Source organism: Methanocella sp. (genome assembly GCF_035506375.1).
Taxonomy (GTDB): domain Archaea; phylum Halobacteriota; class Methanocellia; order Methanocellales; family Methanocellaceae; genus Methanocella.
In genome coordinates this window covers 1-22,894 of sequence record NZ_DATJPM010000022.1, presented here as the reverse complement: position 1 = coordinate 22,894, position 22,894 = coordinate 1, and the positions used below count along the sequence as shown (strand labels likewise).

Sequence of the window (22,894 nt, the reverse complement as noted above, 5' to 3'; positions counted from 1 at the left end):
TCAAAGCTGCTCAAAGATTTTAAATAATTTATTAATGTCTTCGTGTAACTTCAGGCCAGCTTTGCGTCGCTTCGTGGCTGAAACAGTCTTCGAGACTTCTTATAAATTTTAGAGGGACTTAGCTTGTGGAGCGGTACTTCTGGACGAGCACCTTTGCGGCGTCCGCGCCCGCGGAGCCCAGGCCGGCCAGGTCCAGGATAGCCTGCTCGATGGAGACTACCCGGATATCGCCGATCTCGTACGTATCGGCGTCCAGGTCCCGGTCCGGGTTATAGATCTGGAAGCTGACGCCTTTACCCTCGCCCATGAGGCTCTTCACGACTCTGGCGGCGTTCTCGTCCGCGTATAACTGGATGCAGCCGCCGGAGGCCGTGCCCTCAAGGTATAGGTCGGCCGCGGTGAAAAGCGTGCAGGCGGACTTCGGGACGATGCCCTCGATGTTGGCGTACAGCTCCTTCAGCGCCTCCGGCTCGTCCTCGAAGGCGCTCTGGAACCCCAGGCCTTTCAGGCTATTGATGGGGCGCTCCCAGGCTACAGCCTTGAAAAGTGCGTCAATATCGCCGAGCGCCACCTTCCGGTCACTCTCCATCAGCGCGCCCAGCTCCACGAGCTTCTTCACCACGGAGCGGGTCCACGGGTACGAGACGCCCGTGCTCACCGAGGCCTGGTTAACCGTGGCCTCGTTCTTTAAGAAGTAGCAGGCCACCTTCCATGAGCCCGGGGACGTGACCTTCACGGGGTCCGAGGCGCCGCGCCGGGTCGAGGCCAGCTTCTGGAAGGAGCCGCCGGCCTTTTCGAAGGCCGCCTTCGCGTCCGCGGCCATGGAAGGCGCATACAGTTTCAGGTACACTTTTTGGCTCGCGTACCGCTGGGCCACGGTCTTGCCGTAGAGGACCAGCTTGAAGACCGTCTGCATGGTGGCCCGGGTGAGCTTGATGCCGACGATGTAGACCGCACGGTCGTGCTCCAGGATGAGGTCATAGGATTCGAAGTCGTAGCTGAGGGTCTCGATGGCCGAGCCCGGATGCTCTTTCTTCAGGACGTCGATGACCGCCTGGATCCTCGCGTTGATCGGCTGGTATTTCAGGCTCATTTCGAGGGTAAATTTCACCGAATGGATATAAATATCTTTAGATATGCCGGGAAGAAAAAATAAAAAAGAGCGCTGCGGACTTCAGTATACGCCGCAGACCTGGGAGCAGTACTGTGGGCTGTAGCCCATGTTCACGCAGTTCCAGTAGGGACAGATGCTGCCATAGCTGCCGCCCCACCACGGGTAGGAGCCGCCCCACCAGCCGCCCCAGCCATAGTTGTTCCACCAGGGACGGTTCCAGCCGCCGTGCCAGCCACCGCCTTGCCAGCCACCGCCTTGCCAGCCGCCACCGCCGGGCTTCCAGCCGCCGCCCATGCCGCCACCGCCGGGCTTCCAGCCGCCGCCCATGCCGCCACCGCCCATGCCACCACCGCCCATGCCACCACCGCCCATGCCACCACCGCCTCCCATCTTGGCAGCAGCTGTGGGGGCTAACGCGAGCGCGCACGCTATGATGACCAGAATGGCGGTCATTGCTATTCGATACCAATCCATCTTCATCTTATTGCACCCAAAAAATAGACGGCATCGAAACTTAAAATATGATGGTCATTAAAGTCGATGATATACGGATACAGCCTGGCAAAAGGCCGGAGATTATGAGGAAAATTGCAGCTTTGTTATATAACAAGCCACCAGGCCGCCGATAATAAATGCCGCCAACGCCAGGCTATTATTGGATATTTTTAATCGTTAACTGGCCTATACCGCATGGAGCCATGGCGAGCGCTCTGGACAATACTTTCACTGAGCTTTAAATTTGTTTATATACTACGGAAGGCCATCTGTAATTGTCTCCCAGACCATGTAAAACGGGAGACTTGAGGCAAGCATTATGTTAAAAGAATTAGCCAAAGAGATGAGGAAAAAAATCTCCGAGCTGGGCGCCGACGTGCCCCAGAAGGAGATCGAGGCGAAGCTCGACCTCCTCGTGAACCAGTATCGCGTTCCCGAGGAAGAGGCGAGAAGGACCGTTTTTAACCAGTACGTGAGGGACTTGAAGCTCCAGCGGGCCCCTGCCGGCGGAGGGGACTCGCCGCTCACGAAGATCAAGGACATCACCAGCGACGGAAAGTGGATATCGCTCAAGGCGAAGGTCGTGCAGCTCTGGGAGAACGAGAAGGCCTCCATCGCCCAGGCCGGGCTGCTCGGCGACGACACCGGGACCATCAAGTTCGTCGTGTGGACCAAGTCGGACCTGCCCCCGGTCGAGGAAGGCAAGAGTTACATTTTTAAGAACCTGGTCACCGACTCCTGGCAGGGCCGGTTCTCCGTCAAGATGAACAAGACCACCACCATCGTGCCGGCCGAGGACGTCGAGGTGGCCAGCAACGATACGGAGATGACCGGCGCCGTCGTGGACGTGCAGTCCGGCAGCGGGCTGGTGAAGCGCTGCCCAGAGTGTAACCGCATCCTGGTCAAGGGCGCCTGTGTCGACCATGGCAAGCAGGAGGGCGAGTACGACCTCCGGATCAAGGCGGTCATCGACGACGGCAGGACAGCGCAGGACATCATCCTGAACCAGGAGATGACCTACAAGGTCACGGGTATCGACATTAAGGTGGCCAAGAAGATGGCCATGGACGCCGTGGACCCGGCCGTCGTGTACGACGAGATCAAGCGCATCCTGCTCGGCAAGTATTTCACCGTGAAGGGCCCCGTGCTCGGGAGCCGCTACCTGCTCGTCAAGGACATGCAGCCGGCGAGGGCTCAGCTCGACCTTAACACGGCCGTCAAGAAAGTGGAGGGGATCTAAATGCCTATGGCAAGAGAGGTCGCGAAGCGGGTCTTCGCGAAGGAATTCAACGCGTCCACCCTGACATATAAGGAAAGCGAGGACCAGTTCGCGCCTGCTTACGTTCTGACGCCGACCGGCGCGAAATGTAACCGCGTCTTTATCGTGGGCACGCTCACGGAGAAGGAGAACGTCGGCGAGGAGCAGGACACGTGGAGGGCCCGGGTCACGGACCCGACGGGCGCCTTCGTGGTCTACGCCAGCCAGTTCAGCCCGGACGCCGCCCAGGCGCTCTCCGACATCGAGCCCCCCTCGTTCGTGGCGGTCATCGGCAAGCCCCGCGTCTTCAAGACCCAGGACGGCGAAATCCGCGTGTACGTGAGGCCCGAAGCGGTATTGCCCGTGGACACCGAGGCCCGGGACCGGTGGGTGCTTGACGCCATCAACGCCACTGCAGACCGGCTCATCGCCCTTAAGGCAGGCACGGATGCGGACGCGAAGAAGGCGGAAGAGTACTACCACCCCGACATTAAGGAGTACAAGGAGATGCTGCTGAATGCGGCTAAATCCTTAAAGCAGATGGAAGTCAGCGTCGTGAGCGCCAGGTAAGTGGCGCCCACCATTTTTTATTTATTCAAGGCCCTCAAAAAAAGAGTAAGAATGCTTAAGACTTTTCAGCCACGAAGCGGCTCGAAGATTCTCTTAATTATTTATTGTATTATTTGCGATTTTCGTATGTCTGGTAGGTATCTGTTAAACCATAGAGCATGCAGAGAACTTTTCAGATTGAGGCACCGATACCAACATGGCACAGGAACACGTCGATGACCAATATTAAATTTATAAAAATTCTTAGAGCAACTTCGGGCCAGCTTCGAGAACTTAGTGGCTGAAAAGTCTTAGAGCAACTTATCATATTTCGAGGGGCTTAGGTGTCATAGCCATTTGCGCATCGCAGAGCCCGCGCCCGCCAGGCACAGCGCGCCCAGGGCGAGCGACAGGGCGAGCGGCCCGTATTGTACCTTCTCAGGCCCGACCACCAGGATGGTTGGGTTGACGGCGAAGGCCGACCATACGGCCTGCACCTCAATGGTACGCTTCTCGGAGACGAGGCGCTGGCCGCCGTCCACGTGTTCTGCGTAGATCCAGTAGGTGCCCGGGGCAAGGGCGAAGGAGAACTGGCCGCCGTTCACCGAGGGCGAGACCTCCTGGGAGATGCCGTTGCTCAGGTAAACGGTGCCCGAGATGGGCACGGGGTTGGAACGGTTATCCGTGAGGGCGATTATACCGTAGATGTAGCCTGAGGTCGGCTTCGGGTAGTCCAGGACCTTGACCTCGAGGCCGGAGGTGCCCTGGGCGGGATAGAACTGCGTGTAGGAGGTTATGGCGGAGTTGTTATCCGGTATGCTGACCTTGAGCCGCAGGAAGTCCGTGCTCACGTTCAGGAGCCCGAAAACGAAGGTGCCGTTCTCCCCGGAGATGGCGGAGCCCCGGTCCACGAGTAAGTAGTCCTGGGCGGTGAGCGTGGCGTTCATGATGGGGGCGCCAGTTGAGTCCAGCAGCCGGCCGGAGAAGCTGAAGGTGCCGCCCCCGGCTGACGTGTGAAAGACCCGGTCATAGACGGCCGGCGGCAGCGTCGAGGCGTTATCGCTGACAGCCCTGAGCTCGAGCACGACGGCGGTGCCAGCCTCGGAGACGTTGATCTCCGTGTCCCCGGAGCGGTAGACGGTGCCGTTCGAGTAGCCCACGGCGTATAAAGAATGAGGCCCGGTGCCGGTCTGGAGCGAGAAGCGGTTGACGGTAAAAGTATAGATGTCGGAGCCGTTCTGCCGCGAGACGTCGTAGGGCGTCGAGTCGAAGATAGTGCCGTTATCGAGGACGACCAGCGGGTTGCCCGTGCCCATGCCGTCCAGCCGGATGGTGCCCGTGACCTCGCCTATCCGGCGGAGCCTGACTTCAAGGGTCGCGTTGCCGGCCTCGTACCAGACGGAGGTGACGTAATAGCCGTTAACCAGCGCCCGGATGGCGGCGGAGCCCGGCGTGACGTTAAAGGAACAGGTGCCGTCGGGGCCGGTCGTATTGTTGCCTAAGATGGCGTAATTGCCGTTCTCCAGGGAAACGCTCATGCCCGCTGCGGGGAAGCCGTCGGGGCTGAGCACTTTTACGGTTACGGCGGCCTGGTCGGGGTATGCGGAGGCGGCGGGAAAAAGACCGAGTATCAGCGTGAGAGTGACCAGCAGCAGTGTCAGGCGGCGCATTTTATGCTCTCCAGCGCCATGGCGACACGCTCCACATACTCCTTGCGGATCGAGTATGCGAACCGGCCGCCGGGCAGCGGCTCCTTCATGATGATTTCCTTGGAGGAGAGCTCCTTTATATACTTGCTGATGGTGGACTCGGCGATGTCCAGTTCCCTCGAAAGGTCCACGTTCGTGCGGCCGGGCTTTTCGAGCAGCGTGCCCAGCACCTTCCGGGTGGGCTCCCGCCGTATGAAGGAGAGCAGCACCTGGTCTTCCTTGCTGTAGGTGTTTGAGTTCAGGAAGAACCGCACGTACTTATTATCGGCCTTCTGGGAGGTGATGCGGTGGTTGATCCCCAGTATCAGCACATGGTACCTGGCCGTGCCCAGGTTCATGTCGATGCCCCGGGCGATCTCGTATAAAGTGGAGCCCGGGTGCTCCGCGATGAACTTCAGGACGACGTTGCGGTTCTCGTTCTTGTCGAGCCTGGAGCGGGCCCTGGAGACGGCGCCCACGGCGATGAACCGGATGAACAGGTAAGTGATGATCGAGATGGTGAGACCCGTGGCGGGGTCGAATTTCGCGGCCGAGATCTTGCCATCCATGGTGCTGTAGAATAGAGTGCCGTTCCCCTCGGCCATGGCGGTTACCGGGGAGACCGTAGAATACTGCCACTCCTGTCGGCCATCGTTACTTATGGCGGCCAGGCCCATGGCGTAGACGCACTGCGACTGGCCGGATACGATCGGGTACTCGTAGTTATAGTCCGAATAGCTGGCGTAGACGCGGCCCTCCGAAGGCAACACGATCACGTCCGACTGCCCGAAGACCTTTGCGGACGTGCTGCCATACGGGTAGCGCTGCTGGCTGCCGCCCAGGATATCGCTCGAAGTATAGGGGTCGAAGATGTTCCGGATGCTCGTGGCGTCCAGCGTGATCGTTGTCTTCTTATACGTGGGTATGGTGTACGTCCAGAGCGCGGATGCGTTCTTCAGGTCATACGCGGTGAGCTTGAGCGTGTCCAGGTCGGCGAGGCTGCGGTTGGCCGCGGCGCTGCCGGACACGTAGTAGAGGATGCCGTCCTTTCCGGCCTTATAGTTCCAGGAGCGGTATTCGTCGTATGGCACGGGCTGGGACAGGTTGGAGCCGTCGCCCGAGAGGACGTAGACGCTCGATGCCGACTGGTTCGCGCCGTTCACGTGCTCCAGGTAGAAGTTGCCGGCGGAGTCCATGGGCATTAGCTCGAGCAGCCGCGCCGACTCGTTGAGCCGCTTCACCCAGTTCACGGTGCCGTCCGTGTTCATTGAGAGCATGCCGTCCTGCAGGGGCAGGTAGAGCTTCCCCTGGCTATATAGCGGCAGCGAGTCGTACTGCGCCCGGACGTCCTCGCGCAGGAACTGGCGCTCGACCGATTCGCCGATGTCCCGGCTCCAGAGCAGCCGGCCCGAGGCGTCATAGGCGTTCACGGTGCCCGACGGCACGCGGTAATCGTACGCGCCGCCCTCCAGCAGCGGATCGCTGCTGACCGGCGATACGGTGTAGATACGGCCGCTTTCATCGACGGCCGCCGGGTCGGACACGCTGGCGATGGTGAAGAGCACGTGGCCGGAGCTGTCTATGACAGTTTCAGAGTAATCGTGGAACACGTAAACGCGCCCGCCGGATGCATGGATGGACACGCTGTCCAGGGACGAGCTGTCGTAGAGTATGAGCTTGCTTTCCAGGGGCACGCTCCACAGGATGATGCCGTCCTTCGAGATGGCGAAGACCTGGGTGAAATTATCCACAGTTGTGATATCAGTGGAAGTCACGGTGATGTTGGGCCGGGCATAGACGTAGAGAACGCCGTCCGAAGAGGCCACCGTGGGGCTGACCTCGGTCGTGCCCGTGAACCCGCCCACCAGGATGTCGCCCGTATCCTTGAGCCGGAGCCACTCGTTGGAGATGCTCCACTTGTCCGGTATGGTCAGGTTCCAGGCCGGACGGCCTTCGCTGTCGATGGCGTAGATACTGTTGCCCGTAAAAGAGTATAATATGCCGTTATCGCCCGCATACATATAGCGGGGCTGGTCGTAGGTGGGTGTCGTCCATTTTATGGCCGCCGCAGTGGTGCTGGTGCTGATCATGGCATAGACCGTGAATGCCAGGAAGACGATAACCAGTGCTATCACTGCTTCAAAGAGTATACTCTTTTTCTTTGACACACGTTATACTTCTGAGGTAGCTTAAATATACTTTCTGTCATAATCGCTAAAGAAGGGGATAAAAGGCATGCTTTGGGGGTTTATTCTAATTTTACCGGTCGGTTGCCGCATATTCGGCTTTTGGCTAACTGTATGACCGGCGCACGCGGATTTGCGTCTTTAGCGATTATGAGAGAGAGCATATATACTCTCGGCCCATAGGAGTGATTGTAGCAGGGTTTCATGCCCTGGAGAATCGATGGAAACGAGCCCCGTGGCGATCTCACATCATGCCGAGTGCAAAGGCATACAGCTCATCGCCGCAGCCGTTTTTTCAGGGCTATTTCATCGATAAAAAAGACCACAAGCTGCCTATAAAAGGAGGGGCGCGGTCTCCCATACCGGCGCCCCGCCTCCCATGTCTTTTAGAAGAATATCCAGATCATAACAATCTAGTTTTAAGAGCACGAAGGGCACAGAGGACACTATTCTCACTATAAAGGCACGGTTATACGGAGCAAAATTGCTTTAATAATGCTAACTATCATTTTTATCGCAAGCCATACCATCATTTATCTTCGAGAACCTGGATGCCTCGACGATCATGGTTACTAATGCTTTTTAACTATTATCGCAGCGGTAAGCAGCGTTAATATAGATATAAGAAATGTCGGCGCTGGCGTGGCGAATGGAGAGCCCGAGGAACTTGCAGTAGAAGATGCCTTATGGTACATATTAAGCCGGGCATCCTTTATCGGTACGGACACGTCGCCCGAAGCCTGGTACCACACGTCGAAATAGGCGGCGTTCGTGTATGTCTGGCGAAGGTCGTTATAGAAGACCCTGACCGTGCACAAATTCGTGCCGACGTCCACGTTCGCGAAAACGAAATTACCGGAGGCGTCCGTCTTGACTGAAGTGATCTCCGTGCGGTCGCCGTTAAAGAGCGTGACGTCGGCGCCCTGGACAGGGTTACCGGCGGCGTCGGTCACCGAACCATGAACGGTACAGGTACTGGCAGTGGCCGGAGCGGTGCAGATGGCCAGCAGGACGGCCAGCGCCGGCAGAACGAGATAAGCCCTACTCATACGCTCACCCATATCCAAATAAATTATGATGATATAAATAAGTTATATAATCATCGCTTAATTAGCGGGCTTCCTGGGGCGCATGAAAACGATGCAGGCGAGCAGCGACATAGAGGCGCCGGTGAGGAAGCCGCTGAAGAAGAGGATTATGTAAAGGCCGTTGTCATTCTGGGGCACGGGGTCTGCTGTAGGAGCCGTCGTCGGAGCGGGGGTCGGGGTCGGAACCGGAGTCGGGGTCGCCCTGGGCTGCGAGCCGGGGAGGGCGTAGTCGTCATAGTGCGTCATCGTCGCGTTGAGCTCGATGGTGCCGTGGGCCGTCTGGGACGGTATATAATAGCCCGGGAGCTCATGCACAGTTCCTTCGGCGTCCTTATAGGATATCCTCAGGTTACAGAGATTGGTCTTCACGGAGACGCCCTCGAAGGCGAAATAGCCGTTGCTGGTCGTGTCCTGGGTCGTGACCTGGTTGAAGTCGTTATCGTAGAGTATTACAAGCGCCCCGGGGATAGGGTTCCAGTTGGCATCCGTCACCGTGCCCGAGATGGAGAAGTAGTCGCCGTCCACGGCATGGGCGGGCAGAGCCGCGAAGATCAGCGCGATGCCGGCGAGAGCGGTCAGGAGCGTTTTCGTAAAGCGCATGGAATATCAACGGCCCATTTGATTGCTTATGTCCTATAAATCTTTTTTTATACGGCCATACGCTCGAGCGCCCGGGCGACGGGGCCCCGCATGTCATCCCGGATGCGGTAGGACACGCCGCCGCTCTGCTGGAGCCGGTCCACGATGCCATTCATGCAAAGCTCCTTCATATGCTTGCTCATGGCGCTCTCGGGCACTTTCAGCTCGGCCGAGAGCTGCACGTTCGACAGGCCCGGCTTCCGCAGGAGCGCCTCCATGACCCGCCGGATCGTGTCCCGGCGCAGGAGCGACATGAGCAGCTGCTCGTCCTTGCTGTAGGAGCCGGCATTGGGGAAGTAGCGGACGAACTTCTTATCCGCCTTGATGGAGGCGATGCGGTGGTTGACGCTGAGGATGAATAAATGATAGCGCACGGTGCCCTTGTTTAGTTCGAGGCTGCGGGCGATCTCGTACATGGTGGAGCCGGGATGCTCTACGATATACTGGAGCACGACATTACGGTTTTCGTTCTTGCTGACGGCGCCCCGGGCCCTGGAGACGGCTCCCACGGCGACGAACCGGATCAGGATATAGAGCGCCGCCGCCATGGCCAGCCCTGTCACGAAGTCTATGCTGGCCGCCGACATGCGGCCATTGCCCGTGCTGTAGTAGATCGTGCCGTCCTTCTCGTACATGGAGCCTATGATGGAGTCCACCGGCCTGGACCAGAGCAGGTTGCCGGCCCGGTCGAAGGCGTAGAGGCCTCCAGAGTATGCCACTTTCGACAGGCCGTAGATGGCGGGCGCCTCATAGTTGTAAGTCCAGAAGCCCACGTAGGTCACGTCCTTCCCCTGGATTATGCGGAAGCTACAGTCCCCGCAGACGCACTGCGGCGTGAAATTAGAGCCGTGGGCATTGAAGGCCGCCGCGTTCTTCAGGTCGTTCCCGGTAAGCAGGCTTTCGGCGCTGGACGCGTTGAGCGTCGCCATCGCCGCTTCTCCGGGGCTTATGCTATGGCTCCATATGGTCCGGTTGCCCTTGAGGTCGATGGCCTTCAGCACGGCGGACTCAAGCACGCCGAGCCGCCGCTCGTTCTCGGGGTAGAGCACGTCCGCCTGGTAGGCGATCCCGTCGTTGACGTAGACGTACTCCCGGGAGCCGTCTATACTGGCGAGCTCGGTGCCGTCCGGCCGCAGGATCGAGATGTGGGAGCCCCGGGTCTGGTACCCGCCGATATACGAGTAGTAGGTCTCGCCATTGAACGTATATTCGCTGAGCGACATGCCCGCGTCGAAGGTCCTCAGGTAGATATTTCCGGCGCTGTCGAAGGGCGCCTGCTCGAATATGGCGGTGCTCACGTTATAATGTTTTGTCCACAGGACCGTGCCGCTCCTGTCCATGGCGGCGATGCCGTTGTTGAGGGGCAGGTAGAGCGTGCCGTTATTGTACAGAGGCACGGTGCCCTTCCACCGGCAGGCCGCCTCACCAATGTCCTGGCGCCAAAAAATAGTGCCATCAGGGTAAAGTGCCGTGATGATGCCCGAGAGGGCCCGCCTGTTCGGGTCCAGCTCGCCGCTGTGGACGGGCGTCATCGCGTAGACGTACCCGTCCTCGTCCACTGCGGGCGCGGCGCCCACGTCGCCGGCCGTCCAGAGTATGCGGCCGTCCGCATCGAGGGCCGTCTCTTCGTAGCCGTGGTAAACGTATACGGTGTCGTTACGGAAGACGATGTCCGCGTCGTAGAGCCCGGTGGACAGCGGCACGTTCCAGAGGATGCTGCCATTGGGCGAGATGGCCAGCACCCGCTCGTCCAGCGAGTATGCGAACTCCGTCCCCGCGTACGCGTCCATCAGGCGCTTATTCTGGTCGTCCATGTCCATCGCGGTGTCGCCCGCGTAGGTGTATGGCAGCCTGCGCTCCATGGCGGCCTGCGTGACGTTGGCCCGCAGATAGACGTAAAGGGTGCCATCCGGCGCGACGTCCACGGCCGGGTCATAATATTTGCTGCCCACCCACCATCTGTCGGGTATGTCCACGCTCCAGAGCGGCGAGCCGTCGCTGCCGGTCGCGCTGACGCGGCCGTCCATCAGGGCGCGGAGCGTGCCGTCCTGGCAGGCCTTTAAATAGTATATGCTGCCGTTGCCCGGGGCGTCCCACTTGACGGTGGCGTTCGTCTGCGTTGTCGTAAAAGCGTAGCCCGTGACCATGAGGTAGAAGGAGAAGATCAGGAGGATGGCCGCTATGGCCAGTAATGATTCGAACATGGCTCTCTTGTGTCGCATGGGCTACCCTTAATGAAAAACGAATTGTCCCTCATTTATAGCTTCTGTCATAATCTGTTAACCGCGTTTTTCGATGGTCATATATAAGCCGCCGAGGCACAGCACGCCGATGATAAGGCTCCCGGCGGCCTTGTTGAAATCTGGCATTGAAAAGACTTCTAGCCCTTAATCGAACACCATTGACTTCCTTATGCCTATCTATGTGTAATGTCGAGAGGAGCTTAAAAAAATATAGCTTCTCTCGAAACTTGCTAATATTTAATCGACCTCGGGCGCCATCTCTTTGCCCTTGATGCCGTACCGGACGCTCACGGCGGTGCCTTTCTTGAAGGCTTTCATCTCGGCGGCGCACAGCAGCGCCTGCCCGGTAGCCAGCAGGTTATCGTCCTTATCGACCACAAGTACCTCTTCCAGGGCGCGGATCTCGGGGTCGCAGTCCACGACGAACTTGCAGAAGGCTGTCTTTCCCTTCGCCACGAAGGGTGCCGCATCGTCGTTCATAATGACCCGTTTTTGGGGAGATGGCAGCGCCTGCTTTAGCTTTTGCCCGCCGTAGGCGCTTAAAATGAGAAAGCCATCGTTAGCTCTCAGGGTTGCAATGCGCTTATCCCCCTCGAGGACCTGCCTCAGGCGGCCCGTGCGGCCCATGATTAACCGCACGCCGTCGGGAAATAGAGCGTTACCGGCGCCTTTGCCGAACTGGTAATCCGCGATGGTTCGTACCCTGTCGAGCATCACGCGCTAATGGTCGCCCCGGCATATAAAAATACCGTAAATGGACTGCATAAAAAAATAACACGCCGGCATTGCTGTCCCCCAGCCAAGACCGGCACTATCTATCAATCGGTAATAGGAGTATATGAAATTTCTCTAACGATCATGCAACTGTTGCTATCTCCGGGCTCTGTGGCCTTCGTGTCTCCATCTGAAAAAGTCTTTGTGAAACTCCGTGGGCGTTGTGCCCTTGTGGTGGAAATAGTGCCTCCGTCAGCTTAGTGAGCTTAAAAATATCGATTCAACGTTGATAAAAAGATACAAAGTTTTATCACTCCTCCACGTCATTAGGACTCGACCATGAGGCGCCTTGTTTTCGAGTTATCCGGCGAGCATGCCACACTGCCGAAGAGCGAAGTCATCGGCTGTATCGAGGCTTACGGCTACGCCTATGCGGTCACCGGCAGCTACGACCAGGCGCTGGTCGTGGACACGGACGCCGACGTGAATATCCTGGCGCGCCGGCTGGCGCTCTCGCACCACATACTAGAGCTCATTTTCGAGTGCAGGGCGGATAAAGATGAGATCAAGAAAGAGGCGGAGAAAGCCGACATACGCCTCGGCCCCGGCGAGACGTTCCTCGTCCGGGTCAGGAAGGTCCGCGAGTACGGCAGCGTCGACTCGTCCTTCGAAAGGGAGCTGGGCGCCGTCCTCTGGCACCGCGGCCATAAAGTCGACCTGAACAGGCCGGATGCCGAATATCGCGCAATCATCACCGAGGACAAATGTATATTCGGGAGGCTCGTCGCGAGCCCGGACCGGGGCCAGTACGAAGAGCGGGCACCGTTGAAGAAGCCGTTTTTCCTGCCCGGCGTGCTCATGCCCCGCATCAGCCGGGCCATAGTAAATATGGCCAGGATACGAAGCGGTTACTTATTAGACCCCATGTCGGGCACGGGCGGCATCCTGGTCGAAGGCGAACTCATCGGCGACGACATCCACGTCGTGGGCTGCGACATACAGAAAAAGATGGCCTACGGGACCAGGTGGAACCTCAGGCACTACGGCAAGAACTACGACGTGATCCGGCAGGACTCGCCGAACATGGCGATCAAGGGCGACTCCATAGACGCCATGGTGACCGACTTTCCCTACGGCCAGTCCACGCCCATCATGGGCGCGTCCCTGGAGGATTTCCACAAGGGCGCATTGAAGGAGATGTACCGGGTGCTGAAGCCGGGCCGCTACGCGGTCGTCGTTTACCGGGAGCCCATGGAAAAGCTATTAAAAGAAGCGGGGTTTAATGTGATTGAAACGCACGAGCAGTATATCCACAGGAGCCTGACGAGGCATATTTCGCTGGTGCGGAAATGATATTCATCGAGGCATTTAAAATGGCAAAGGAACGTGCAGTGATCACCGTTACGGGCATCGACCACCCGGGCATCATCGCCTCCATCACCAGGACACTGGCGGACGAGAACGTAAATATAGAGGACTTGAGCCAGACCATCGTCCAGGGGCTGTTCACCATGATCCTCATCGCGGACATCACCGACCACGACCTGTCCCGGCTGCAGCAAAAAATGGCCCAGATCGGGAAGAAGCAGGGCGTCCAGATCACCGTACAGCACGAGAACATCTTCAAGTACATGCACAGGGTCTGAGAATGATCTATTCCATCGAAGAGATCCTGGAAACGGTGCACATGATCCAGGCGGAGCACCTGGATATCCGCACGGTCACAATGGGCATCAGCCTGCGGGGATGTATCTCGGATAACATCAGGACGATGAACGAGAACATCTACGAGACCGTCACGGCGAGGGCCGAGAACCTCGTGAGCGAGGCGAAGGCCGTCGAGGAAAAGTTCGGCATACCCATCGTCAATAAGCGCATTTCCGTGACGCCGGTAGCCAGTTTACTGGATACGCCGCTCGCCGGCAAGTCCGACGCGAAGGCCATCGAGGGCGCCGTCTCCGTTGCGAGGACGCTCGACCGCGCGGCCAAGGACCTCAACATCGACTTCATCGGGGGCTACTCGGCCTTAGTCCACAAGGGCTTCACCTCGGGCGATTCCATCCTCATAAGCTCCATACCAGAGGCCCTCACGTCGACGGACCGGGTGTGCAGCTCTGTCAACGTGGCCACCACGAAGAGCGGCATCAACATGGACGCCATACTGCTCATGGGCCAGGTCATCAAGAAGACCGCGGCCATCAGCCCCGTAGGCTGCGCCAAGCTGGTCGTCTTCGCCAACGCCCCGTCGGACAACCCTTTCATGGCAGGCGCGTTCCACGGCGAGGGCGAGCCCGAGAACGTCATCAACGTGGGCATCTCCGGGCCGGGCGTCGTCAGGGCCGTTTTATCGCAGATGGACAACTCCGACCTGGGCGAGCTGTCCGAGACCATCAAGAGGACCTCGTTCAAGATCACCCGCATGGGCGAGCTCGTGGGCCGGGAAATGGCCCAAAGGCTTAACGTCGAGTTCGGGATCGTCGACCTGTCCCTGGCGCCGACGCCGGCCGAGGGCGACTCGGTGGCGAATATTCTCGAGGTCATGGGCCTGGAGAAGTGCGGCACCCACGGCACCACGGCGGCTCTCGCGCTGCTCACGGACGCCGTGAAGAAGGGCGGCGCTATGGCGACCTCGTACACGGGCGGCCTGTCGGGCGCCTTCATACCGGTGAGCGAGGACGCGGGCATGGTGGACGCCGTTAAGTCGGGCGCGATCGGCATCGACAAGCTCGAGGCCATGACCAGCGTGTGTTCCGTCGGCCTGGACATGCTCGTGGTGCCTGGCGACACGTCGCCTGAGACGCTCTCCGCCATCATCGCGGACGAGTGCGCCATCGGCATGATAAATAGCAAGACCACCGGCGTGCGCATCATACCCGCCGGAAAAGAGGGCGAGTACGTTGAGTTCGGCGGGCTGCTCGGAGGCAGCTACGTGATGCCCCTGAACAAGTTCTCGTCTGCGGGATTCGTAAGGCGCGGCGGAAGGATACCGGCGCCTATCCAGAGCTTTAGAAATTAATGCTGTGTGGAATATTACATTTTAAGCGCACGGAGCGTCCTCCGTGCCCTGAAAAAGCTTAAAATACGGGAGTAATTCAACACAGCGGAAATTAACGAAGGAATGGCTTAAAATCTTAAAAGACGCCCATTCTTTTTTTATCTTTTATTTATCTTCGGCGAATGTAGAGGTACGCCCCTGCTCCGGCCAGGACGACGGCGATAACGGCCATATAGATAGCTAATGACCTCAACGACCAGAACTGGTTCCCGGGGGACGGCGTGCTCTCGGCCGGCACGGGCGATGGAGACGGCTTAACTGTGGCCGTCGGGGCGCTGCTGACGACATTACTAGTTTGGGCTTTCGTCTCGTTAACGGGTATCACGACCCACATCTCCACGGGTTCGCTCACGGTGGCGACGTCGATCCCGAAAGATTGGGAATACGCTTCCCCGTACCCTTCCTTATACGCATAGATCATGTACAACGGGTCGTAGCGGTCGGGCTTCTGGTAAAAGGTCGCGTTCACGTTTGAAAAGCTATAGTTGCCGCTGGCGTCTGACGTGGTGTTGCAGTACTCCTCGCTCGTGTTGGAGGCATTGACGATTGCGACATAGGCGCCTTCGAGGCCGTGCGAAGCGCCCGAGGAGGCGATGACCTTGCCGGTCACGGTGTTCGTATAGTCCATCTTAGCCCAGAAAGTGTTTGGATAGCTGATGCCCGTATAGGCGGGCAAGGACGCGCTCACGGGCAGGATGATGGAGACTAACATGGCCGCCGCCACGAGCCCGGTTAATTTTATCGCGTCCTTCAAGCTCCGAGACATTCACCCTTTACAGGGTGATATTCAGCTATATCTTTTTCTCGTTCTTTTTGCCGCTGATCTCGTCGATCGTGATCTCCACGACGCAGGTCCTTCCCACGGAATCCGCGGGCATCTCGGCGACGGGCCCGCGGGCGAACTTCTCCGCCAGCAGCCGCAGCGGCCGCAGCTTCTCGTCGCCCTCCAGGATGCGGGCTTTGCCGGAAGCGACTACACTGTGGTAGTAAGTCCAGCTATTGCATGGCTTTTCGGCGCTCACGCCCATGCCCAGCACATCGAAGACGGAGAAAGACACGTACGGGTTAGTTTTCAGGTTATCGAGCTTCTTTCCCTTCAGGGCACAGTGAAAATAGATCCGGCCGCCCTCATAAAAGAAGCAGACGGGAATAACATAGGGCCTGCCATCGGGGTCCGCGGTGGCAAGCTGGCCCACCTCAGCCCTGGAAAGGAGGTCGAGGATGCCGGCCTCGCCCATATTACGCTTACTGGCATGGCCGACTTTCAACGACATCACCCGTAGAGGTGTTCCCAGTCCACGGGGGCGAGCGTGAAGGACTTCTTGTACGTGTCGTGGAACTCCAGGTTATCGCCCCAGAACCACTCCATCTGCACCAGCACCGAGAAGCCGAAGTCGTGGCCGCTGGTGGTGACGTTCACGAGCCGGGTCGAGCGCGGGGGAATGTTGCCCACGTCGATCTGGGGGCTGGCATAATAGAACTCGCCGGTGAACGAGTCGGTGACGCGCAGCGTCATGAACGTGTTGTTCGCCCAGTCCCGGCCGGAGTTCTCGAAGAGGATCGAGATGTTCTCCGACTGCACCGAGTCCTCGTTCCGGTTGCTCGAGACCCTGATGTCCTTGACGCTCACCTGGCCGCTGGTGATGGTGCCGATGGTGGCGGGGGGCCAGGGCGTCGGCGGCACGGCGGTGACGGTCACGGGGGGCGTTACGGTAGGCGACGGCTGCGGCCCGTTGCCGAGCACGCATCCCGACACGGCGGCAGTAAGCAGAGCTATGGCACAGATGGCCAGGGTCTTCAGGCGCATATCCAGTCCTCCTCAATGGTGCTAAGCCATGCTATTTAGACGCATTATCGATTTATATTTTGTTCTCTCCCAAAAAAATCCAAATTTATCCTTTTTATTGGCTGCCGCGGGTAACGTGCACGTCCTTTACGCGGACGGTCGGGACCACGAAGGCGCCCATCTTCCGGTCGTCCCGGCCCATGCCCGTGATATTGTTTAAAAACTGGAAGGCGTTGCCGCCCATCATGAGGGACTTTATTGGCTTCGTCTTCCGGCCGTCCTCCACGATGAACGAGTTCCGGCACTCCACGGAGAAGTCCCCGGTGATGGGGTTGGCCGTATGGGCGCCGATGATGGAGTTCACGTATATGCCCTTCTTCGTTTCGCCGATGACGTCGCTTCTCGGGTACTCGAAGCGGACGTTGTGCGGCCCGACCTTGGGGCTCAGCTGGTAAGTGCCCCTGACGGCGTTGCCCGTGGACTCCCGGCCCGCCTTGCCCGCGGTGTAGCTGTCGTAGATGAACGTCTCGAGCACGCCGTCGTCTATGATGGTGGTGGCCTGCGTGGGCACGCCCTCGTCGTCGAAGGCGGAAGTGCCCAGGCCGCCGGGTATGAGGCCGTCGTCGACCATGGCCAGGCCGTCTACGGCGACCTTTTTGCCGATACTGTCGGCCAGGCTGGACCGGCCCTTCTGCACGTTCTCGGAGTTGATGGCGAATAGCAGCGTGCCTTCCATGACGTCGGAGAACGCCTGCGGCCCGAGCAGGACGTCGCAGGTCTTGCTCTCGATGGACACGGCGTTCAGCGAGCTCTTCGCCAGTTCCGCGGCGTTGGAGCCGATGGCGGCGAAATTCACGTCCAGCGCCCGGGACACGTCGTAGTCGTAGGCGGTCGAGACCTGGTCCCCCTTTTTCAGGATGACGTCGATGTAGCCGTACGCCGCCGTATCCTTCTCGTGGGCATCGATGCCGTTGGAATTGATGATCGTCGTCTCGGAGACCTGGCTGGAGAACTTTCCGAACGTGACCGAGACGTCCCTGTCCTTCGTCGCCTCGGAGACCATGGCGGCCATGGTGTCGATGCACTCGTCCAGCTTCATCCCGTCGATTCGCCTGTCGTAAATGCCAGAGACGCTCCGGTAAGGCTTCGGGCCAGGAAGCCCCTGCAGGGACGGGTCCCGGCCCCGGGCTTTGGCGCACTTAACCGCCGTCCGGACGGCGTCCTCGTATTTCCCGGGGTCGTTCACGGATGAGTAGCCGAACGCTCCGCCCGAGATGACCCGGATGCCGATGCCGTCGGACACGCTCTCCTCGCCGAAGCCGACCGAGCCCTTCTGCGTCTCGACGTTGACCACGCGGCCCTTAGAGTAGAAGATCTCTGCCTCGGTGGCGCCCTCCTTCAGGGCGAGGTCGATTAAATGTTTGAAATTCATGCCGAGCCCCCCACGACCGCATCCTTCACGAGCACATGGGGCGACCCGTCGCCCACGGGCACGCCCTGTCCTGCCTTGCCGCAGCGGCCGGCGCTGAACTTGAGGTCGTTGCCTACTCTGACGATGTTCTTCAGCGTCTTCAGCGTGCTGTCGGAGATAGAAACATCCCGGATGGGCTCCTTTATCTCGCCGTTCTTGACGATGAAGCCCATGATGGCGTTGAACTGGAAGATGCCCTCGCCGGTATTCACCTGGCCGCCCCGGGAGCCTTTTAGATATATCCCGTCGACGCCCTCGAAGACCTCGTCCCGGGTCATGTCCCCGTTATCGATGAACGTGTTGCTCATCCGCACCACGGGCCGCATGAGGCCGCCGGCACGGGCGTTGCCCGGGTGGCCGTTGAACTTCAGGGCCGTCTCCCGGGAATTGAGATAATCCCTGAGCACGCCGTTTTCTATTATCGTGGTGCTCTGGGATGGCACGCCCTCGCTGTCGTAGGGATAGTAGCCGTACTGGAGCCTGGTCGGGTCGTCCCGCACGGTGACCAGCTCGCTGCCGATGAGCTTTCCCAGCTGGCCCTCGAGGCAGGAATCGCCTTCCAGCACCGTGTCCGCCTCGGAGGCGTGGCCCACGGCCTCGTGGATGAACACGCCCGCGAGCTCCTGGTCCAGTATGACGTTAAAGTGGCCGCCGGGCGGGCTGCCCGCCCCGAGCAGCGACAGCGCCTCCTCCTTCGCCTCTTTTGCTAGCTTAATGGGATCGCACTGGTCGAAGACCTCATAGCCGCCGACGTTGAAGTAGCTCCGCCGGCCCATCTGCATGTTGGCGCCGTCCTTCGCCACGGCGATACAGCTGAAGCCGGTCCGGTAGGTGTCGTACTCTGACTCGTCGCCCTCGGAGGACCGGAACAGGTTGTGCGAATATGACTCGGAATAGGAGACCTTCGTGCTCGTGATGCCTTCTCCCCTGAGCGCCGCCTCGATGTCTTTCACGAGACGCTGTTTTTCCTCGAGGGACACGTCGGATGGCCTCTTCTTGACGCGGTAGACGTCCTTCTTGATCTTCTGGATGGGCGCCAGCTCGATCTTAGGGCGAGGGTTGAGCCTGTCCAGCTTTTTGGCGATGGCGATGGCGTCCTTAACTGCGGAGCTCATCTGTTTCACATCGTCGACGCTGGTGAAGCCGAAGGACCCCCCGGCGAGGGCGCGGACCGCTCCCCCGGTGACAAAGTGCTCGGAGATCTCGTCGACCTCCCCGTTATCGTAAGCGATCGCGGTCGTGTAGCCGTCGATCTCCCTGACATCGTAGAATTCCATTTTCTCACGTCTATATTGTAAAAAGTTACTAAAAGGATATAAGGGCGCCCTTTATAGCTGGCGCCCGATATTAAGATTGTTCAGTGGGGCAGGGCCTTATCGAAGATGCCGATGCCCATCTTGTCCATGCTGAAGTTCCGGATCTTGTCCAGGAAGGACTCCTTCATCTTGCCCACGAGGGAGTACTCCAGCACCTCGCTGATGTTGGACACGGGCACGATCTTGATCTTATCCTTGTAGACTTCCTCGATGAGCACGTCGCCCATGTTGGACTTCGGTATGAGCACGGTCTTGATGCCCGCCAGCGCGGCCGCCTCGATCTTGTAGGTGACGCCGCCGATGGGGAGCACCTCGCCCCTCACCGAGAGCGACCCGGTCATGGCCACGGTCTGGTCGATGGGTATCTGGGACAGCGCCGATATGACCGCCGTAGCTATCGAGACGGAGGCGCTATCGCCCTCGACGCCCTCGTAGGCGCCCACGAACTGGATGTGGACGTCCATGCTCGAGATGTCGTAGCCGGTGAATTTCTTAATGATCGCGCTCACGTTCTGGACCGATTCCTTTGCGATGGACTTGAGCTTGCCGGTCGCGTAGACGTGGCCTTCCGACTTGGATATGGCCGGGGTCACCTCCGCCACGATGGGCAGCACGATGCCCGAGTCGCCGCCGATGACGGCTAAGCCATTGACCCGCCCGACCTCCTCGCCGGCCGCCTTGAACAGGCGGTAGTCCTTCCTCTGGTCGAGGTAGGTGTCGGCGAGCTGCTGCTCGACGGAGCGGGAGATCTTTTTTGCCTTTAGCACGTGGTCCGCGGTCGCCAGGGTGACGCCCTCGGCCCGGGCGATGTCGCCCGAGACGCGCACGAGGCCGCCGAGGTCCCTTAATTTTAAGGTCAGGTGGCCCTTGCGGCCCGCCCTGCGCCTCGCCTCGCGGATGACCTCTTCCACGGCGCCGTGGTCGAAGTGCGGGATCTTGCCGTCCCGGATGACCTCCTGGGCCACGAAGCGCACGAGCTTGCGGCGGTTCTCCAGGGTGTCCTCCATGGAGTCGGTCATGTATAGTTCGTAGCCGTAGCCCTTGATGCGGCTCCTCAGCGCGGGATGCATGCCTTCCTTCGCGTCCAGGTTGCCCGCCAGGACCATGATAAAGTCGCACGGTACCGGGTCGGTCTTGACCATGGCGCCCGAGGAGCGCTCGGACTGGCCGGTGATCGGGAACTTCTTCTCCTGCAGGGCAGTCAACAGCTGCTGCTGGCTCTCCATGCGGAGCGTGTTTATTTCATCGATGAACAGTACGCCCTTGTTTGACTTATGGATGGCTCCGGCCTCGACGCGGTCGTGCGCCGGGGTCTCCAGCCCGCCGGACTGGAACGGGTCATGCCGCACATCGCCTAAAAGCGCGCCCGCGTGGGCGCCCGTGGCGTCGATGAACGGCGCTGTCGTCTTGCCTTGATTTGATACGAGGAGCTTCGGTGTGATGACCGTCTCCTTCGGGGTGACGTAGCGTAAGAGTAAGAGTAAGAGTAATACGGCGATGATGGCCCACATGAACTGGTCGTGCATGTAGACGAAGGCGAAGACCAGTATGCCCAGCATGGCGAAGACGATGATGAGGTTGCGCAGCTGGGAGCTCTTCTGGGCCTCCATCTTGTGGGCGTTGACGATCTGCTTGCCCTTTCCAGCGGGGACGACACGCACCTTGGGGTTGTTACCGTCCTCGGGGTTATGGTAGATGAGAACGTCCTGGAGCTCCTCCTTGGGGAGCAGCTCGGCCATGGCCTTGGCGAGCATCGACTTGCCCGTGCCCGGCGTGCCGATCATCATGACGTGGCGGCGCTGGTTCGCGGCCTTTTTGATGACCTCGACCGCGTGCTCCTGGCCGATCACCTGGTCGATCAGCTTGGTGGGGACCTCTATCTCGCTGGTCGAGCTGAACTCGAGGCCGCCGCACAGGTCGTCCTGTTTTTCATTTATTATCTCTTCACTCAATTGCCATCACCGTTCGTTCTCACCGATTAAATTCGTACATAGGATAAATACTTTTAGCGATTTTAATTTTGACGGGCATCGGCTTATCTCTATGCCCGATTATTGGGGATGGAAGGGCCATCGCGGTATGAAGCGCGGAAAATGAGTCCTTCGACCATTTACTGTGTAACGGCAAAATAAAATCTTTGTGGTTATATAGTTATAAGCGCCGTTCCCTTCTTAATGCCGACATAGCTATTATTGCATTGTAATATAAATATTTTATAATATTTATTCCTTTTTCTCCGGTACAGTGGGCGGCCTTGGAAGAGGCGGCTTTCAGCCGGCTGTCTTAGCAATGATAACAAACGGTTAGCAAGCGTAGATTAAAAGCAGTTCAGTTGTTGCCCGTCTTTGCGTGCTTCTTGAGCAGCATGGTCAAAAGGTCGTCGCTGTCGTCGAGCGCCTTGAGGTCTTCGTGGCGCACTAAAACAGTATTCCCGATGTTCCGGGACTTACTCATCTTCTTGACGATGAACACGGAGTACGTATCGGCGACGTCGGCCAGGCTCGACATGAACTTCGCCCGCTTGATGACGGCCTCGGAGAAGTCGCTCACGCCGGTGAGCACCTTGTTATCCTCGTCCCTGGACAGGGCGTTGAAGGGCGCCTTCGTGGTCCGGAAGACGTCGAACCCGATGTCCTTCATCGTGCCCAGCGCCTCCTTCTCCAGCTCGCTCGCGTTGGCCATGTCGTCCTTCTCGTCCTCTTCGGGCTTCTCGAAGCGCACCATCATGTTGATGGGCCGGGCCAGGGGCGTATCCAGGATCTCCTCGAGCTTGAGCGCGATATCGATCGTCGCGTTCATCCCGTTCTCGTACTTGCTGATGGCCCGCCGGGATACGGCCAGGTGTTTTGCTAATTCGCCCAGGGAAATGTTCTTTTCCTCCCGGACGGCTTTAAGCGTCTCCCCGTCGATCTCGACGTAAAGGCCCCCGGGCGCGGCGTACACTAGGGGCGGCACCCCTTCGAGGAAGTTGTCCTTGAAGGTCTCGATGTCGACGCAGGGTATGCCGTAGCGCAGGTATACCGCCCCGTCTTCCAGCGGATGGTCGTTCGTGTGCTCGCCAATCACGATGGGCGTGCCATTGAAGAGCACCGCCAGCCTCCGCATCTCCCGCGATGTATCCTCCCCGAGCCCCTCGATGTTGGAGAGCACCTTGATAAGGAGGAACGTTTTTCCCCTCCGGGCTCCGACGTCGAAGCTCCTGGGCCGGATGTCGCACTTCTCGGAGATGATGAACTCGGCCTTTTGCAGGACGCGGATGGCCTGGTCGAGCAGCGTTTCTCGAGTCATAATG

The 22,894-nt window shown here is 59.0% G+C and carries 20 protein-coding genes; 5 read left to right on the top strand and 15 right to left on the bottom strand.

Translation table 11 applies throughout. From position 1 onward, the window contains the following. Positions 1-118 precede the first annotated feature (118 nt). Positions 119-1,093, bottom strand: coding sequence for a hypothetical protein (locus VMC84_RS02490; protein ID WP_325377812.1), 975 nt, complete (start codon positions 1,091-1,093; stop codon positions 119-121). Between the two features lie 81 nt (positions 1,094-1,174). Next, entirely contained in the window at positions 1,175-1,594 is a 420-nt protein-coding gene (locus tag VMC84_RS02485) for a hypothetical protein (protein ID WP_325377810.1), read from the bottom strand. 334 nt (positions 1,595-1,928) lie between these two features. On the opposite strand from VMC84_RS02485, the gene VMC84_RS02480 reads away from it, so the two are divergent. Together VMC84_RS02480 and VMC84_RS02475 are read left to right on the top strand one after the other, a co-directional pair. Beyond that, entirely contained in the window at positions 1,929-2,849 is a 921-nt protein-coding gene (locus VMC84_RS02480; RefSeq protein WP_325377808.1) for a replication factor A, read from the top strand. Continuing rightward, entirely contained in the window at positions 2,850-3,437 is a 588-nt protein-coding gene (locus VMC84_RS02475; RefSeq protein WP_325377806.1) for a DNA-binding protein, read from the top strand. 326 nt (positions 3,438-3,763) lie between these two features. Here VMC84_RS02475 and VMC84_RS02470 read toward each other — a convergent pair whose 3' ends face one another. From VMC84_RS02470 to VMC84_RS02445, 6 genes are all read right to left on the bottom strand, one after another. Then, a complete protein-coding gene (locus VMC84_RS02470) occupies positions 3,764-5,086 on the bottom strand; it encodes a carboxypeptidase regulatory-like domain-containing protein (protein WP_325377804.1) in 1,323 nt (440 codons plus the stop codon). Continuing rightward, positions 5,074-7,272, bottom strand: coding sequence for a PQQ-binding-like beta-propeller repeat protein (locus tag VMC84_RS02465; protein ID WP_325377802.1), 2,199 nt, complete (start codon positions 7,270-7,272; stop codon positions 5,074-5,076). The genes VMC84_RS02470 and VMC84_RS02465 overlap by 13 nt, the downstream gene beginning before the upstream one ends. Before the next feature lie 590 nt (positions 7,273-7,862). Then, a complete protein-coding gene (locus VMC84_RS02460) occupies positions 7,863-8,339 on the bottom strand; it encodes a carboxypeptidase-like regulatory domain-containing protein (protein WP_325377800.1) in 477 nt (158 codons plus the stop codon). A 57-nt stretch (positions 8,340-8,396) separates the two neighbouring features. After that, the gene (locus VMC84_RS02455; RefSeq protein WP_325377798.1) at positions 8,397-8,978 is read right to left on the bottom strand and encodes a carboxypeptidase-like regulatory domain-containing protein; all 582 of its coding nucleotides are present in this window, start codon (positions 8,976-8,978) and stop codon (positions 8,397-8,399) included. A gap of 47 nt (positions 8,979-9,025) precedes the next feature. Beyond that, a complete protein-coding gene (locus tag VMC84_RS02450; RefSeq protein WP_325377796.1) occupies positions 9,026-11,221 on the bottom strand; it encodes a PQQ-binding-like beta-propeller repeat protein in 2,196 nt (731 codons plus the stop codon). A 276-nt stretch (positions 11,222-11,497) separates the two neighbouring features. Beyond that, positions 11,498-11,974, bottom strand: a complete 477-nt coding sequence (locus VMC84_RS02445; protein ID WP_325377795.1) for a PUA domain-containing protein — start codon at positions 11,972-11,974, stop codon at positions 11,498-11,500. A gap of 339 nt (positions 11,975-12,313) precedes the next feature. Between VMC84_RS02445 and VMC84_RS02440 the strand changes: the two genes are divergently transcribed. From VMC84_RS02440 to VMC84_RS02430, 3 genes are read left to right on the top strand one after another with little or no spacing between them, the layout of a single operon-like run. After that, on the top strand, positions 12,314-13,327 hold the full coding sequence (locus VMC84_RS02440; protein WP_325377793.1) for a class I SAM-dependent methyltransferase: 1,014 nt from the start codon (positions 12,314-12,316) through the stop codon (positions 13,325-13,327). A 20-nt stretch (positions 13,328-13,347) separates the two neighbouring features. Then, complete coding sequence (locus tag VMC84_RS02435; RefSeq protein ID WP_325377791.1) at positions 13,348-13,620, top strand: ACT domain-containing protein; 273 nt, start codon at positions 13,348-13,350, stop codon at positions 13,618-13,620. Positions 13,621-13,622: 2 nt separating this feature from the next. Further along, a complete protein-coding gene (locus tag VMC84_RS02430; RefSeq protein ID WP_325377790.1) occupies positions 13,623-14,990 on the top strand; it encodes a PFL family protein in 1,368 nt (455 codons plus the stop codon). A gap of 148 nt (positions 14,991-15,138) precedes the next feature. Here the strand turns inward: VMC84_RS02430 and VMC84_RS02425 are convergent, their stop codons facing one another. The 7 genes from VMC84_RS02425 to VMC84_RS02395 all read right to left on the bottom strand — a co-directional run. Further along, entirely contained in the window at positions 15,139-15,795 is a 657-nt protein-coding gene (locus VMC84_RS02425; RefSeq protein WP_325377789.1) for a hypothetical protein, read from the bottom strand. Positions 15,796-15,820: 25 nt separating this feature from the next. Next, the gene (locus tag VMC84_RS02420) at positions 15,821-16,303 is read right to left on the bottom strand and encodes a pyridoxamine 5'-phosphate oxidase family protein (RefSeq protein WP_325377787.1); all 483 of its coding nucleotides are present in this window, start codon (positions 16,301-16,303) and stop codon (positions 15,821-15,823) included. Continuing rightward, positions 16,303-16,836, bottom strand: a complete 534-nt coding sequence (locus tag VMC84_RS02415) for a hypothetical protein (RefSeq protein WP_325377785.1) — start codon at positions 16,834-16,836, stop codon at positions 16,303-16,305. The genes VMC84_RS02420 and VMC84_RS02415 overlap by 1 nt, the downstream gene beginning before the upstream one ends. 94 nt (positions 16,837-16,930) lie before the next feature. Beyond that, positions 16,931-18,247: a TldD/PmbA family protein gene (locus VMC84_RS02410; protein ID WP_325377783.1), complete on the bottom strand. Its 1,317-nt coding sequence runs from the start codon at positions 18,245-18,247 to the stop codon at positions 16,931-16,933. After that, positions 18,244-19,563 carry a TldD/PmbA family protein gene (locus tag VMC84_RS02405; protein WP_325377781.1) on the bottom strand — a complete coding sequence of 440 codons (1,320 nt, stop codon included), beginning with the start codon at positions 19,561-19,563 and terminating at the stop codon, positions 18,244-18,246. Before VMC84_RS02405 ends, VMC84_RS02410 begins: the two co-directional genes overlap by 4 nt. A gap of 80 nt (positions 19,564-19,643) precedes the next feature. Beyond that, a complete protein-coding gene (gene lonB, locus VMC84_RS02400) occupies positions 19,644-21,554 on the bottom strand; it encodes an ATP-dependent protease LonB (protein WP_325377779.1) in 1,911 nt (636 codons plus the stop codon). A 376-nt stretch (positions 21,555-21,930) separates the two neighbouring features. After that, a partial coding sequence (locus VMC84_RS02395; RefSeq protein ID WP_325377777.1) for a transcriptional regulator occupies positions 21,931-22,894 on the bottom strand: 964 nt, incomplete at its 5' end.

Excerpts from the sequence above, each read along its gene's own strand:
- VMC84_RS02490 (WP_325377812.1), bottom strand. The coding sequence starts at position 1,093 with ATGAGCCTGAAATACCAGCCGATCAACGCGAGGATCCAGGCGGTCATC.
- VMC84_RS02485 (WP_325377810.1), bottom strand. The coding sequence starts at position 1,594 with ATGAAGATGGATTGGTATCGAATAGCAATGACCGCCATTCTGGTCATC.
- VMC84_RS02480 (WP_325377808.1), top strand. The coding sequence starts at position 1,929 with ATGTTAAAAGAATTAGCCAAAGAGATGAGGAAAAAAATCTCCGAGCTG.
- VMC84_RS02475 (WP_325377806.1), top strand. The coding sequence starts at position 2,850 with ATGCCTATGGCAAGAGAGGTCGCGAAGCGGGTCTTCGCGAAGGAATTC.
- VMC84_RS02470 (WP_325377804.1), bottom strand. The coding sequence starts at position 5,086 with ATGCGCCGCCTGACACTGCTGCTGGTCACTCTCACGCTGATACTCGGT.
- VMC84_RS02460 (WP_325377800.1), bottom strand. The coding sequence starts at position 8,339 with ATGAGTAGGGCTTATCTCGTTCTGCCGGCGCTGGCCGTCCTGCTGGCC.
- VMC84_RS02455 (WP_325377798.1), bottom strand. The coding sequence starts at position 8,978 with ATGCGCTTTACGAAAACGCTCCTGACCGCTCTCGCCGGCATCGCGCTG.
- VMC84_RS02450 (WP_325377796.1), bottom strand. The coding sequence starts at position 11,221 with ATGTTCGAATCATTACTGGCCATAGCGGCCATCCTCCTGATCTTCTCC.
- VMC84_RS02445 (WP_325377795.1), bottom strand. The coding sequence starts at position 11,974 with ATGCTCGACAGGGTACGAACCATCGCGGATTACCAGTTCGGCAAAGGC.
- VMC84_RS02440 (WP_325377793.1), top strand. The coding sequence starts at position 12,314 with ATGAGGCGCCTTGTTTTCGAGTTATCCGGCGAGCATGCCACACTGCCG.
- VMC84_RS02435 (WP_325377791.1), top strand. The coding sequence starts at position 13,348 with ATGGCAAAGGAACGTGCAGTGATCACCGTTACGGGCATCGACCACCCG.
- VMC84_RS02430 (WP_325377790.1), top strand. The coding sequence starts at position 13,623 with ATGATCTATTCCATCGAAGAGATCCTGGAAACGGTGCACATGATCCAG.
- VMC84_RS02425 (WP_325377789.1), bottom strand. The coding sequence starts at position 15,795 with ATGTCTCGGAGCTTGAAGGACGCGATAAAATTAACCGGGCTCGTGGCG.
- VMC84_RS02420 (WP_325377787.1), bottom strand. The coding sequence starts at position 16,303 with ATGTCGTTGAAAGTCGGCCATGCCAGTAAGCGTAATATGGGCGAGGCC.
- VMC84_RS02415 (WP_325377785.1), bottom strand. The coding sequence starts at position 16,836 with ATGCGCCTGAAGACCCTGGCCATCTGTGCCATAGCTCTGCTTACTGCC.
- VMC84_RS02410 (WP_325377783.1), bottom strand. The coding sequence starts at position 18,247 with ATGAATTTCAAACATTTAATCGACCTCGCCCTGAAGGAGGGCGCCACC.
- VMC84_RS02405 (WP_325377781.1), bottom strand. The coding sequence starts at position 19,563 with ATGGAATTCTACGATGTCAGGGAGATCGACGGCTACACGACCGCGATC.